General features: G+C 66.4%; 12 protein-coding genes. All 12 read right to left on the bottom strand.

From position 1 onward, the window contains the following. Positions 1-36 precede the first annotated feature (36 nt). Positions 37-1,176, bottom strand: a complete 1,140-nt coding sequence (locus ACFYOW_RS44785) for a CaiB/BaiF CoA transferase family protein (RefSeq protein ID WP_387297422.1) — start codon at positions 1,174-1,176, stop codon at positions 37-39. Between the two features lie 27 nt (positions 1,177-1,203). After that, positions 1,204-2,109 carry an SMP-30/gluconolactonase/LRE family protein gene (locus ACFYOW_RS44780; protein WP_387297420.1) on the bottom strand — a complete coding sequence of 302 codons (906 nt, stop codon included), beginning with the start codon at positions 2,107-2,109 and terminating at the stop codon, positions 1,204-1,206. Between the two features lie 27 nt (positions 2,110-2,136). After that, positions 2,137-4,491 carry a CoA transferase gene (locus ACFYOW_RS44775; protein WP_387297418.1) on the bottom strand — a complete coding sequence of 785 codons (2,355 nt, stop codon included), beginning with the start codon at positions 4,489-4,491 and terminating at the stop codon, positions 2,137-2,139. Between the two features lie 246 nt (positions 4,492-4,737). After that, positions 4,738-4,956 carry a hypothetical protein gene (locus ACFYOW_RS44770; protein WP_387297416.1) on the bottom strand — a complete coding sequence of 73 codons (219 nt, stop codon included), beginning with the start codon at positions 4,954-4,956 and terminating at the stop codon, positions 4,738-4,740. 3 nt (positions 4,957-4,959) lie between these two features. Next, a complete protein-coding gene (locus ACFYOW_RS44765) occupies positions 4,960-6,120 on the bottom strand; it encodes an amidohydrolase family protein (protein WP_387297414.1) in 1,161 nt (386 codons plus the stop codon). 20 nt (positions 6,121-6,140) lie between these two features. Next, a complete protein-coding gene (locus ACFYOW_RS44760; protein ID WP_387297412.1) occupies positions 6,141-7,037 on the bottom strand; it encodes an SDR family NAD(P)-dependent oxidoreductase in 897 nt (298 codons plus the stop codon). Then, on the bottom strand, positions 7,034-8,029 hold the full coding sequence (locus tag ACFYOW_RS44755; RefSeq protein ID WP_387297410.1) for an amidohydrolase family protein: 996 nt from the start codon (positions 8,027-8,029) through the stop codon (positions 7,034-7,036). Before ACFYOW_RS44755 ends, ACFYOW_RS44760 begins: the two co-directional genes overlap by 4 nt. Next, on the bottom strand, positions 8,022-8,897 hold the full coding sequence (locus tag ACFYOW_RS44750) for an SDR family NAD(P)-dependent oxidoreductase (protein WP_387297409.1): 876 nt from the start codon (positions 8,895-8,897) through the stop codon (positions 8,022-8,024). Before ACFYOW_RS44750 ends, ACFYOW_RS44755 begins: the two co-directional genes overlap by 8 nt. Before the next feature lie 17 nt (positions 8,898-8,914). After that, positions 8,915-10,384: a class I adenylate-forming enzyme family protein gene (locus ACFYOW_RS44745; RefSeq protein WP_387297407.1), complete on the bottom strand. Its 1,470-nt coding sequence runs from the start codon at positions 10,382-10,384 to the stop codon at positions 8,915-8,917. Then, positions 10,374-10,811, bottom strand: a complete 438-nt coding sequence (locus ACFYOW_RS44740) for a Zn-ribbon domain-containing OB-fold protein (protein WP_387297405.1) — start codon at positions 10,809-10,811, stop codon at positions 10,374-10,376. The genes ACFYOW_RS44745 and ACFYOW_RS44740 overlap by 11 nt, the downstream gene beginning before the upstream one ends. Beyond that, a complete protein-coding gene (locus ACFYOW_RS44735) occupies positions 10,808-11,974 on the bottom strand; it encodes a thiolase family protein (RefSeq protein ID WP_387297403.1) in 1,167 nt (388 codons plus the stop codon). Before ACFYOW_RS44735 ends, ACFYOW_RS44740 begins: the two co-directional genes overlap by 4 nt. A 13-nt stretch (positions 11,975-11,987) precedes the next feature. After that, positions 11,988-14,354, bottom strand: a complete 2,367-nt coding sequence (locus ACFYOW_RS44730) for a CaiB/BaiF CoA transferase family protein (RefSeq protein WP_387297401.1) — start codon at positions 14,352-14,354, stop codon at positions 11,988-11,990. Positions 14,355-14,359 lie beyond the last annotated feature (5 nt).

Genomic DNA, 14,359 nt, shown 5'->3' with positions numbered 1-14,359 from the left:
GGGAGTTCCTCCAGCAGTTCCAGGATGGTGCGGCGCTCAGGCCACGAAGCGGGCGAGTTTGGCGGCCGCGACCTCGTCGGTGGTGAGCCCGAGTTCGGCGAGCACCGCGTCGGTGTGCTCACCGATCGCCGGGGCCGGGCGCGGGTCTTCGGGTCGGGTGTGGCCGAATCGGGGCGCGGATGTGGGATGCGGCCGGTCGCTCAGGTTCACGAAGGCGCGGCGCGCCACGTGATGTGGGTGCCCGGGCGCTTCCGCCAGGCTCAGCACCGGCGTGACGCAGGCGTCCGCGTCGGCGAATTCCGCAGCCCATTCTTCGCGGGTGCGGGTGGCGAAAGCCGCCGCCATCGCGATCCGCAGGGCGGGCCATTCGTCCCGATTCATCTGTCGGTCGGAATCGAATTCATTGAGCCCCAGTCGTTTCAGCAGTTCGCGATAGAAGACGGGTTCGAGTGCGCCGACGGCGACGTACTCGTCGTCGGCAGTTTGATAGACGGTGTAGAAGGGCGCGCCACCGTCGACCAGGTTCGTCCCGCGCGGTCCCCAGCCATCGGTGGCCGCCGCAGTGTAGAAGGGGGCCAGCAGGGCTGCGACGCCGTCGATCATGGCAGCGTCGACGACCTGACCACGGCCGGTGCGATTCACCGCGTGCAGCGCGGACACGATACCGAAGGCGAGCAGCATGCCGCCGCCTCCGCCGTCACCGACCAGATTGAGCGGCGGAACCGGTGGCCCACCCGCCTGCCCGATCGCGTGCAGCGCACCGGAGAGCGCGAGGTAGTTGATATCGTGGCCGGCGGTGCTCGCGAGGGGACCGTCCTGGCCCCATCCGGTCATCCGGCCGTAGATCAAGCGGGGCCGGCGCTCCAGGCAGACCTGCGGCCCGAGGCCGAGCCGCTCGGTCACTCCGGGACGGAAGCCTTCGATCAGGACATCGGATCGCTCGATCAGCCGCAGTGCCAGATCGACGCCGCGCTGGTCCTTCAGGTTCAGCGCGATCGAGCGGCGGCCGCGGCCGAACACGTCGTCGACGGGATCACCGGTGTGCCAGGCCGATCCGACCGCACGATCAACTCGGACCACGTCGGCACCGAGGTCTGCGAGCAGCATGCACGCCAAGGGCGTAGGCCCTTGGCCCGCGAGTTCGACGACTCGCAGCCCGGAAAGTGGTCCGGCCATGTGCGTATCCTCTCGACTGTCGGTGATTCAGGGACGGGTCGTCCCAGCGGAGACGGACGCCTCGGTGGTCCAGATGCTGCCCTGGCCTTCCCGCACCGACTTGTCGAAGTCCATGACCTCGAATCCGCAGCACAGGTATAGGGTTCGACGGTCCGGACCACCGAGGCCGCATGCCGTCGCAATACCCGCTTCGACGGCTGGCGGTGTGACCTCATGGGTGATCTCACCGCCGTCGAGCACACGCACCACCCGGCCCTTGGCGGTCAAGCCGGTCCACACCGCGCCGTCCTCGTCCAGGCACAAGCCGTCCGGGTAGCTGTCGGGCCCGACCTCGGCGAAAGTACGCCGCCCGCTGAGTTTTCCGTCGGCGTCGACGTCGAACGCGGTGATCCGGCTGATGTAGGTTTCCGCAGTCACCAGCGTGGTGCCGTCGGCGGAGATGGCGATGCCGTTGGCGCCCATGAGCGGACCCGCCTCATCGGCGGTGCGTGCGGTGCCGTCCGGCTCGATCACGACGATCGGCGACTCCTTCGGGCTCTCACCGATGAACAGGTTGAAGCCGAGCTGGGTGATGTAGACGCGCCCTGCGGCGTCGACGACCATGTCGTTGATCGGGCTGGCGGCCACATCGCGCAGATCGGCGTACACCGTCGTGGTGGAACCGTCATGGACCAATACGATCCGTTCGAACATGGAGTTGATCAGCAGTCGGCCGTCGGGCAGAAAGCCGGTGCCGGAGGCCACGATTCGCTGACCGTCCGCAGCTTCGCGATCCGACAGGTCGACGACGGTTTCGGTGGTGCCATCCGCGGCGACGGTGACGACGCGTGCGCTGTAGAGATCGGTGAAGTAGAAGCGGCCGTCGTGCCAGCGCGGACATTCGGTCCAGCTGAATCCGGTTACCAACCGGGCGGCGGGAAGGGGCGTGGTCATGCGGTGATCTCCTTCGATCGGTGGGGACTACAGCCCGGCGGGCCGGTAGCCGATGAGCCCGCGCTCGGTGAGTTCGTCGATGCGGGCGCGGGACAGCCCGAGTTCCTTTTCGAGCACTTCGACGTTGTGCTGGCCTACGGTCGGCGGCGCCAGCCGAGACCAGCGTGGAATGCGGCCGAATCGGAACGGCAGCACCGGAAGCGGAATGGTCCCGTGTACCGGGTGGTCGATGTCCTCGAAGTAGCCGCGCGCCGTGATCTGCGGGTGGGCGTGCACATAGCGCTGGTCGACCACATGTGCTGCGGGGATCCCGTTCGATACCAGCTCGGCCGCCGTCGCCGCCGCGTCACGACCGGCGGCCCAGGCGCTCAGGTCCCGGTCGAGCCGGGATCGCTGCTCCCAGCGACCGGCAGCAGTCGCCAGAGCCGAGTCATCCCACGACTGAATTCCGGCGTAGGACATCAGCTTCCGCCACTGCTCGTCGGTCACCACAGACAGCGCCAACCACTGCTCGACCCCCTTGGCGGCATAGACGCCCTGCGGTGCCCAACCTTTCGCGTGATTGCCGTCGCGTTCGAGCAGCGTGCCGTTCGCCGTCCACTCCACGACCTGCTCGGCCGTCATCGTCAGCGCGGCTTCCACCAGCGGAGATTCGACCAACATGCCGCGCCCGGCGCGATTGCGCTCACGCAGGGCGACCAGCAGCGCGAAGGCGGCGTTCGAGCCACCCATCGGGTCGGCAGGCCCGCTCGGATTCATCGGCTCACCGCCGGGATAGCCGGTGCGCCAGCACATTCCGGAATACTGCTCGACGGTCTGCGCGTAGCCGACCATGTCGCGGCGTGGCCCGTCCAGCCCGAAGGCGGGCATACGCAGCATGACGATGCGCGGATTCAGCGCCCGCACGCTGTCCCAGTCCAGCCCGACATTGTCCAGGACCCGCGGTGCGAAGTTCTCCAGCAGCACATCGGCGTCCGCGATGAGTCTCTTGACGAGCTCGAGGCTCTCATGATCGGTGAGATCCAGGGTGATATCGCGCTTATTGTGGTTCGCACCGAGATTGACCCAGCCGTACTCCCACCAGTCGGGCGCATCAGTGATAGTGCCGCCCAGCATGCGCGCACCGTCGACCCGGCGGACCGACTCGATCTTGATCACGTCGGCGCCGAGCGAGCCCAGCAGCGTTCCGACCAGCGAGCCGACCCACCAGTTTCCCAGGTCGATCACCCGGGTACCGGCCAACGGCAGCGCTTCTGACGGTGGGAATTCACCGTCAGCTCGCGGCACGCGGGTGACGGGCGTGAAACCCTTGTCGGCCATCGTTTCTGGCGATCGGTGTGCCGGGAACGGTCGATGTCCGTCGAATAGGAATGGAACCGCTGGGTGCCGGAACCTGCCGGAAGCATCCTCGACGTAGAAACCACGGGAGACCACTTGTGGGTCATCGAGAATGGTCTTCGCACTGTGCACCGGTGCGCAGGGAATACGGAAGGCCGCTGCGATTTCCACGATTTCCGCGACGGTATGTCGCTTGGTCCAGGCATGCACCGCAGCCGAGAACTCCTTGCCACGCGCATACCGGCCCTGGTGCGTTTTGATCCCCTCGTCGTCTAGCCAATCCGGTCGTTCGATCAGAATCAGGAAGTCCTCGAGATTCTGTGCGGAGGCGAGGTTGAACCCGACCCAGCCGTCGGCAGCGGGTTCCACCGACGGCAATAGCCGCCGGCGCAGCACATTCGGGATCCGCATGGCCTCGCTCACTGTGGCCGAGACGTCGGCGAACATGGTCGCCGAGTAGGTCGTCACCTCCAGCAGGGACAGATCGACGAGTTCGCCGCGTCCATCGCGCTCCAGCCCGGCCAGTGCGCCCAGACCCGCGGTCGCGGCGAGTGCGCCTGCGACCCAGAGAGTTTCGTTGCCACCCAGGGCCACGGGATAGGAGCCCGGCTCGCCTCTGTTGCTAAGCGACCCGGCCTCGGCCTCGATTGTGAACTGCGTCCACGGCCGGTCGGCCTCCGCCCACGGGCCCGTCAATCCCCATGGTGTGATCGCGATGACCACCGCTCGCATGGCGAGACGATTCAGTAACTCGGCATCAGGCCGGGTTTCGGATTCCAAGATCACGACATCGGCGTCGGCAGCCAACTCTGGCCACGACATGCGGGTCACGGTCTTCCCGGCCGCCAGGAAACCGAACAGTGGTGCGTCCGTTCCAGGTTCGCCACGCCCACGCAGCGGGTGTCCATCCGTCGGTTCCGCGAGCAGCACTTCGGCACCCACATCGGCGAACAGCTTGCCCGCATACGCCCCCGCGATGCTCCGGGAGACCTCGAGAACTCGTAGCCCCGCGAGCAGTCCGCTGTAGCTGGGAATGGGATTCATGCACCGGCCCTTCATGCCTGCGTCGATCATGGCGGCAGGTTTCCGATTGCCGCGATACACGCACGATATGTGCTCGGCGACGTGCCCTTTCACCGGAATTCCATTGACTGGAATTGGCTTCGAACTGCCCCCTTCGCCACGCGACCGCCTTGAACAATAATTCAAGGGCGCGAATACGAATGCCCGGTATCCCGACTCGGAATCGGGATACCGGGCAGCGGTGACCGGAGTGCTTCGGTGCGCGAACTATCGGTTCGCAGCGATATTCGATCGGCACGCGGCCAGTGCGCTCAACCGCCGCTCCAGCAGTTCGACGGCTTCGGGCGCGACCTGACCCGACGACCGCAGTCGTTCGAGTTCAGCGACCGTCTCCAGCTCATCCTCGGCCAGTCGCTCGGTGGCCAGTTCCCGAGTGAGCAGGTCCTGTTCGGTCCAGTCCGAAGCATCGATATCGTGTTCCGGCATGATTCAGCTCGCCTCCTGGTCGAAGAAGTCGAACAGTTTTCGCGTATTCAACTCGACGATCTTGTGCACCTCTGCGTCAGGAATGTCCGCGAAGACCTTTTCTGCATATTTTCGACTGTGCGGCCAGTACGAGTCGGAATGCGGGTAGTCGCATTCCCAGGTGATGTTGTCGATGCCGATATCGTGGCGTGCCTTCAGACCCGCCACATCGTCGATAAAGCAACCATAGATGTGTTTGCGGAAAAGGTCCGACGGCCGCACATCCTTGACCACGTTCTGGTACCAGCGATGCCGGTGCCAGGTGCCGTCGATTCGCTCCAGCAGATACGGCACCCAGCCGACACCGCCTTCCGACAGTGCGACCTTCAGGTTCGGGTGCCGGTGGAAGACCGGTGAGAACAGCAGGTGCGCGGTGGCCGACATCGAGTTGGTGCCATACAGCGAGATGGTCACGGCGTAGGGAGCTTCGGGCGCGGTGGCCGGCGGCGAGCCCGACGAGCCGAAGTGCATGCACAGCGGCATGTTCGTTTCCTCGGCCGCAGAGAACACCTTGTCCCAATGGTCGGTGTAGATCGATGGCAGGCCGAGCGGAACCGTATTCTCCGGGAAGGTGATTCCCTTGGCGCCTTTGGCCGCACAGCGATGGATCTCGGCGACGCACAAGTCGGGATCCCACAGCGGCAGGATGATGAGCGGGATGAAACGATCCGGTGCCGCGGCGCACCACTCGTCGATGACGAAATCGTTGTAGGCCCGTACGCACGCGAGCGCGAGCTCGAAATCGGTGCTTTCCGCAGTGAACAGGGATCCCGCGAAGCGGGGGAAGGAAGGGAAGTTCGCCGCGCCCCACACGCCGTCGAGATCCATGTCGACCAGTCGGGCCTTCGGGTCGTAGCAGCCGGGGATCATGTCGGCGTACCGCACAGGCTCGACGCCGAATTCCTCCGGTTTCTTCCCCGCGACGGCGTTGAGGCCGATGGCGGGAAAACGCTTGCCTTGATAGTGCCAGACCTGGATCGGGAGCCCGCCCGAGGACGAGGGCTCGTCCGCGATGCGGGGTCCGCTTTCGAGGAACTTCCCCGGCAGCCGATCGGCCCACACCTTCGGGTGCTCGATGAGATGGTCGTCGACCGATATGAGTTTCATCCACGGTTGCAGTGGCATGTGAGGCCTCCGTACGGAAATTAGTGCGATGTACCGGTTTTCATGTATGGCGTGCGAAGCCTGGCGGAATCGATGTCACTCGGCTGCCAGCCTGGAACCAGGTGGCGCCCGTCGACGGTATGTACGGGACGCTCGAGCTCGACGAGAAGCGAGAGGTTGTAGTTCACCCGACCGGTGCAGGTCTTCGGGTTGCCGGTGCACAGTGCGAGCGCGGCCTCGGCAATCGTCTCCTCGGGTTCCGAATTGTCCTTGCGGACACCCGCGACGGAGAGCGCGTTGTCGGTCGCCACCTGAAATTCCGGAGCCAGGGTGTTGACGGCGATGTTGTCGTCGTAGAGATCCATCGCCGCCCCGGTGGTGATGCGGTCGATGAACGCCTTCGTGCCGCCGTAAAGCGCCGCGCCATTGGTGGGGTTGTCCGCGAAGGGCGGACCGAGCCGCGGACCTGCCTGCGAGGACGAGATATTGAGAATCCAGCCTGCCCCTCGTTCCCGCATGCCGGGCACCGCCGCGGCGGCTAATTCCCAAGCCGCCCATACGTTCGTCTCGACCGCCTCGAAGAACGCCTGCCGGGTCATGTCCGCGAATCGGCGATCGAAATGCCGTGTGGCAGCGGCATTGTTCACGACAATATCCACCGGCGCGCCGAATGCGGATGCCGCGGTCGCGATGATCTCACGCCGGTCCGCGGTGGTATCGCCGAGATCGAACTGGATACCGACCGCGCGGCCACCGTCTGCGGTGATCTGCGTAACCGTCTCCTCCAGCGATCCGGCGAGCTTGCCGTCACCGGCACACATCGACCGCGACACCGCTGCTACCGCAATCCCTTCCGAGGCCAGCCTGCGGGCGATGGCGCGACCGATACCGCGGCTGGCTCCGGTCACAATCGCGACGTGCGGCAGCGCCGTGGTCATAGGCTCAGTCCCGTCAGTCGCCGGAAATTGCCTGCGGCCAAGGCGGTCCGTTCGTCGTCCGTCAGCGGCAGCTTCTCTAACACTTCGATCTCCTTGTCGAGCCGATCGTGGCTGGTCGCGGGTGTGACGCCCGGGCGCGACCGCAGCCACAGGTATTCGCTGATCACCCAGTTGCTACCGAAGAGAATCCGGTCCGTGCCGATGGCGCGCAGGTGAGCGACCATGTCGTCGGCGCTGACGTGTCCTTCCGCGACCTCGATCAACCGCAGAGAGACGTCGGTGTGCACACCGGAGTACTGTCGGGCGAGCTCCAGTACTTCTGCGTCGGCTCCCTGCCCGAACTGTCGATCGTGCCCGAGGTGGGCGAAGATCAGATTCAGGTTCGGAAACTCCTGCAGTGCCTTGGCGTAGCGCGCCGGCCGGCCCGGCATGAAACCGGCCGCCTGGGTGAGGATGGGGATGCCCGCCCTGGCGCAGTAGTCGAATACTGGCCACATGCGCGGATCGTCGCCCTCGATGCCGTGGTTCATCGGCACGTGCTTGACCCCGAGAGCACCGCGGCTGATCCCGGTCTCCACCTCGGTGAGCAGAGACTGCTCGTCCATCAGCACCGGGTCGACGCCGACGAAACAACTCAGCCGGGGGCTGCGGGCGGCTTGTTCGAGTGCCCATGTGTTGTTGTCCCGGATGCGGCGGACGATCCGGCGGCGCAGTTCCTGCGCCTCGTATTCCCGGTCGGTGGGGTCGTCGGGCAGGATGTTGCGGCCCTGCCGCCAATAGGCACCCGACCAGGTGAACATGAGGATGTTCATGTGCGCGATACCCGTTGCGGCCATGACCTTTTCGGCCTCATCCGGGGTGCCGGAGAAGCCGGGCTTGTCGGGCAGGCCCATGGCGGCGCTGAAGCGCAGCAAGTTGCTGTAGAGGTCGCAGCTGTGGTCGGCGGTGCGCAGGATATGGCTGTGGCAGTCGATGATCTCGAGCTCAGTCATGTCCGCCGCCGCCGATCCCGCTGAGCGCCAAGGGCTTCAGTGCGCCGACCGGCGGCCGCTGCGTCGTGTGCACGATGCCGCCGTCGGAGACCACGGCGTGCCCGGTCATGTACGAGGACAGATCCGACGCGAGGAACAGCGCCACGCCTGCCGTCTCCTCGGCCAGCCCGAGCCGCTGCAGCGGTGTCGCGGCGGCGGCCTTGCGCAGGAATTCGGCCTGCTCCGGCCGCTTGGACGTGGGCGTCTCTCGGCCTGCCCGGTTGATGTTATGCGTACCCGGAACGACGCAGTTGACGCGGACGTTGTAGGAAGCCAGCTCCAGGGCAACGGATTTCGTCAGATGGATAACCCCGGCATTGGCCGCGCCATAGTGCGACACCGAGGGCGCGGACACGAGACCACTCGTGGATCCGAAGTTCACGATCCGGCCGGGCACACCATCCTCGATCATGGCGATGGCCTCGGCCTGCATGCACAGCATCGTCGAGGTGAGATTCAGCTCCACCGGGCCATTCCAATCGTCAATGGTGAAGTCCAGAAACGACTTCGGCGTGGCCGCGCCGAGACTCCCGACCCCATTCACAGCGACGGTGATCGGGCCGAGTCGACGCCGGGTCTCCTCGATCATCGCCCGGACATCCTCGGGGCTTCGTACATCAGCGTGCAGTCCGATGGCGCGGCGGCCCAGTGCTTCGATCTCCTCGACCGTCTGCGCGGTGAACTCATCTGCGATGTCGGCGACAGCCACGTGCGCACCCGCCTTGGCGAGGGCGATGGCCGTGGCCTTGGGTATGCCGCCCGCACCACCGGTGACCAGCGCGACCGCGTCGGTGAGTCCGAACAGCTCGGCGGCGTGATCTGTACTCATGATTCTTCTTTCTGCTGTCAGCTCAGCTGCTGTGCCAGTTCGCGGCGCAGCAGTTTGCCGGTTGGGGTGTACGGCAGTTCGGTACGGAAGACGATGTCGTCGGGGGTGCGCGAACCCCGAAGGCGGGCGCGCACATATGCGCGCAGATCTTCGGTGTCCGGCTGCGTACCGGAAACCGGCACGATGACCGCGACGATCCGCTCGCCCCATTCCGCATCGGGCGCGCCGAGCACGGCGACCTGGTCTACCGCGGGATGCTCGACCAGGACGTCCTCGATCTCGGCTGGCGCGATATTTTCGCCGCCTCGGATGATGGTGTCGTCGGAGCGACCGTCGACGAACAGGTAGTTCTCCTCGTCGAGGCGCCCGCGGTCGCGGGTCGGGAACCAGCCGTCGGCGTCGAGTACCGAGCCGATGCCCCGGTACTCCCCTGACACCTGCGCGCCGCGCACCCAGATCTCACCGGTCTCACCGGGCGGCAACGGCTTCCCGTCCTCACCGCGGATCTGGCATTCCACCCCGGGCACCATGCGCCCGACCGATGCCAGCCGCGCCACCGCCGCCGAATTACCGGCGAGCGCCGCGCGATGGTCCTGCGGTCCGAGCACCGCGATGGTGGAGCTGGTCTCGGTGAGACCGTAGGCGTTCACGAAGTCCGTGTCCCCGAACGCGTGCAACGCCGCCCGCAGCACGGTCGCCGGCATCCGGGCACCGCCATAAGCGATGGAACGCAACATCGGCACATCGGCGGGCGCACCGTCGAGTTCGGCCACGATTCGGGCCAGCATGGTCGGCACCACCATCGCGTGCGTCACTCGATCCGCGCGTACGAGGTCCAGCCAGCCGCGGGCGGTGAAGTCCGGAAGGTAGGTCATTCGCCTGCCTGCGTACAGGTTGCTCAGTACCGAGCCGATCCCCGCGATGTGATACGGCGGCACACTCACCAGCACCGCGTCCGGCTCAGCGGCGGAAGCGAATTCCACCGTTTCGAGCACATAGCTGAGCAGGTGTGAATGCCGCAGCACTACGCCTTTCGGCTTGGCAGTGGTGCCGCTGGTGAACAGCACCACCGCCGGATCGCTATCGGCGGCCGGGATGGCGTCGACCGGATCGGTGCGCCGGGCCAGCTCCAGCCAATCCTGCGACCAAGTGTCGGCGGTGACCACGTGCGCGAAGGCCCGGTCCGCCACCAGGTACGGGCTTTCCAGTTCGGACAGGAGCTCGCCGAGCTGGTCGGCCGAGAGCCGATAATTCAACGGCGTCAGCGGAATTCCCGCCCGGGCCGCCGCGAATACCAACGTCGGCAGCACCGGACCGTTCAACCCGACATAGGCCACGCTGCCCGCGCCCGCGGCCCGCAGCAGCGCAGCGCCGCCGTCCGCGGCCCGCGTCAGGTCCGCGTAGGTGAGGCCGTCCGTCTGGCGTCCCAGCGCAACCCGGTCGGCAAGCCCGTCGCCTGCCATGTCCAGAATCAATTCAATTCCCATGATTTCCCTCCGGATCCGGCTCCACGTACGGCAGCGTGATGCCGCCACCGATCTGGTGGAACACGCCCCGCACTCGCATACCGGTCAGCACGTCCTCGACGGTGCAGCCGATAAGATTGGTCAACAACGTGAAGCCCTCGTCGAAGTTCACGATCACTACCGCGTAGGGCACGGTGAATTCCGGTGTCTGTGGCCGCCATACGACGGTGTGCGAGTACACCTCTCCTCGCCCGTCGCTCACCTGCCAGGCCATGTCGTCCGAACCGCAGTGCCGACAGACCCACACCGGGTCGAATTCCGCGTGCCCGCACGTCCGGCAACGTTGATAGCGCAGCTCTCCGGCCGCGCAGCCATCCCAGAACGGCCTCGAGACCGGGGTTGGTTGCGGGAGCGGGATTCCAGCATGCTGAGGTCGCAGCATGGTCATGGTCGTTCACTCCCCAGCAGGACGACGTCGGTGAACAGCGCGCCCGCACCGCCGTTGCTGCACAACACCACTCGCGCGTCGGCGATTTGGCGGCTGCGGCACTGCTTCTGCAACTGGTGTACGCCTCGCGCGACGCGCTGACTGAGCTGCACCATGCCACCGCCGTGGCTGTAGGACATGAGCCCACCGTCGGTGGTGATCGGGAACTCGCCTTCCGGTGCGATCCGGCCGCCCATAACGAAATCTCCGCCCTCGCCGTCACCGCAGAACTCGAAAGCCTCGAACTGCCTGATGATTTCGAACGAGAACGGGTCGTAGAGCTCGCACACGTCGACGTCGACCGGACGCAATCCCGCCATGGCGAACGCTTTTCGGGCGGCACGGCGTCCGACATAACCGTTCGGGATGTCGCTGCCGCGGCCCGTGAGATCCCAGGCCGGAGCATGTCGATAGGCCGGCCCGAGTGTGTCCAGCCCGCCGCCGAGGATGTAGACCGGTGTGCCGGGCAGTTCGGCGGCGCGCTCAGCGGTGGTGATAAGCACCGCACAGCCGCCCTCGGAAGTCATGGCGCAATCCAGGAGATGAAACGGCTCGGCGATCATGCGCGAGGCCAGCACGTCGGCGGGGGTGAAAGGTCCCCTGCCGCGGTAGATCGCGTCCGGATTGACGTGCCCGTTGTTGCGGATCGTGGCGGCGACCTCGGCGAGCTGCTCCGGCGAGGTGCCGTAGCGGTCCATGTGCCGCCGCGCGATCAATCCGAATTCCGCGGCCGTATACAGCCCGAACGGAGCGACGAACTCGTTGGACGGACGCGTCCACGGCGCGGTCGCGGACCGCTCGGTGTAAATCCCCGCCTCGCCATCAGCCAGCAAGACCGTCTGCGCCAGGCCGGTGGCAACCAAGCTCGCCGCCTGCAGCACACCCGCGATGCCGCTCTTGGAGTTGGAATTCCAGACCGGTCCGATGCCAAGGGCGTGAATCAACTCGGGGGCGTGCTTGCTGAACACGGTGTCGACCTCGGTCACCTCGACCGCGGCCTCGGCCAGGACGCCGCGCGCCGCGTCGAGGGTGATGGAGAAGGCGGTATGGCCTTCCAGCACCCGCGCCTGCGGCGTGTTGAACGCGGCGATGATGGCCACGTCGCGGAAAGGGTGTCTACTCAACGAATCTCCGGTTCTACAGATTGTCCGGCCGCTCGCCGATCACAGCCGTCCGGCGTAACTCCGCGATACGGTCGGGGGACAGACCCGCGATCTCGCCCAACACCGGGTCGTTGTGTTGTCCCAGCGTCGGAGCGGGAGCGGTAAACCAGGGCGCCCGCCGATCCGCCAGGCGCAGCGGCAGACCCGGTAGGCGGTAATCGCCCAGCTGCGGATGGCGGACGATTTCGGTGAATTCGCGGGCGGCAAATTGCAGGTTGTCCCACGCACAGGCGGGCGGAACCACGAACTCTGCCGGAATACCCTGCGCGGCAAGCTCTTCGGACAATTCGGCGGCATCCCGGTCAGCGCAGAACTCGGCGAGTCGCGCATCGATCTCGTCGTGCAGGCCGCGGCGGCCCGAAACTGTCGCCAGCTCCGGGTTGCGCGCCCATTCCGGATCTCCGAGGGCCGCCCGCAACGCGGCCCATTGCTCGTCGGTGGCGACGGCCAGCGCCAGCCATGCGTCACCCCCCGGTCCGGCGCAGCGGTACAGGTTCTGCGGTGCGGCGACCGGTCCGCGATTGCCCTCGCGCACGAGTTCCGCACCGTAGGCAGCGAATTCGATCACCACCTCGGCTGCGATATTGAGTGCGGTCTCCACCATCGGCACCTCGACGAAGACCCCACGCCCTGCCACGTCGGCGCGTTCCAGGGCGGCGAGGGTGGCGACTACCGCGTGCAATCCAGCGACGGGATCGCACGCGCCCTTCAACACCATGGGCGCGGTGTCCGGGTATCCGGTCATCCACGACAGCCCGGCGGCCTGTTCCATCGTCTGTGCGAAGCCTGTGCGATCACGCCATGGCCCGTCCAACCCGAAGGCGGGCATTCGGACCAGTGTGAGCCGGGAGTTGATCTCCTGCAAGGCATCCCAAGTGATGCCGAAGTTGTCGAGCACACGTGGTGAGAAGTTCTCGATCAGCACATCCGATTCCGCTGCCAGCGCGAACAGCGTCCTTCGGCCTTCGGGCCGGGACAGATCCAACGTGATGCCGCGCTTGCCGGCGTTCGCGCCCTGGAACACCGCGCCCCACTCCCACCACCCCTCGAAATCGGGAGGCTTGGTGGAGGTGAACCGCATGCCATCAGGTCGCTGCGTCGATTCGACCTTCACGACTTCGGCTCCGAACGCGGCCAGCAGTTGAGTAGCGGCTGGACCCGCCCAGAATCCGGTCAGATCCAGCACGCGCAGACCCGCCAACGGCGAACCATCCGCGCGCCGGACACCGCGCCGCGGGCTCCACAGCACCCGGCCGGTGTGCTCGCCGAGGAGCGGAGCGGGCCCGGGACTCTCACCTGCATCGCCGTCGAGCAGGTACGGACGCCGCGGCTGCGGGAAACCACCGGAGGGATTCGTCACGAACACCTCGCGCGCCGCGAAGTGTGCGTTGCCGGTGACCGTGCGGGGAGTTCCCAACGGCGACACCGGAATCCGCATCGCGCTTGCGATCTCCTCGATCGCTGCCGTGGGCAGCGCACTGGTCCACTCCTCGATCGCCTTCTGGAATTCGCCGTAGCGCTCCTGCCGCGCCTTGGGATCGACGATCCCCGGATCGTCGAGCAGATCCGCGCGGCCGATCATGAGCAGGAAGTCCTGGAACATCTGCCCGGTGATGGTGCAGAAGCCGACCCAGCCGTCAGCGCTGCGCTCCACCGACGGGATCTCCACCGTCCGGCCGGGCGGCTGCAGCCCCGACAGCGACACGGTCAGTGGGGTGTACAACGACATCGCGACGCAAACGCATTCGAGCATCGAAAGGTCCACGTGCGCGCCGCTGTGCCGGTGGCGGCGGGCGGCGGTGCGCAGCACCATGGCCGCTGCCCCCGCGTAACTTCCCGCGATGAATTCACCGAGCCGTCCGCCCGCGTGCACCGGGGGGCGGTCGCGGAAGCCACGAACACCGGTCGAGCCGGCGCGCGCCTGCAGGGTGAATTCCGTCCACGGCCGATCGCACCACGGCCCGGTGCGGCCGAATGGTGAGATCGACACGACGTCCAGCGCGGGGTAGTCCGCCCGGATCGCAGCAAGTTGGGAAGCGGTCAACCGATCCTCGACCAGCAGATCGGCTCCGGCCAGCAGCGCACGTATCTCGGGATCGGCGCAATCGCCCAGCACGGAACGCTTTCCGGCATTGAGGTATCGGAACATGGCCCCGTCCGCACCGTGCAGGTCGGCTCCCGACGCCGACCACCTCCGGTACTCGTCACCGGTGGCCAGCTCCACCTTCACCACATCCGCGCCCGCGTCCACGAGCAGCTTCGTGGCGTAGGGACCTGTAATGCCGGATGTCATGTCCAGCACCCGGAACTCGCGCACGTGCGTTGTGCGCTCTGCCCGCATCGCCA

The organism is Nocardia sp. NPDC006982 (assembly GCF_042869435.1).
GTDB lineage: Bacteria > Actinomycetota > Actinomycetes > Mycobacteriales > Mycobacteriaceae > Nocardia.
The sequence above is the reverse complement of the archived record's forward strand: the minus strand, read 5'-3'. Positions and strand labels throughout refer to the sequence as shown.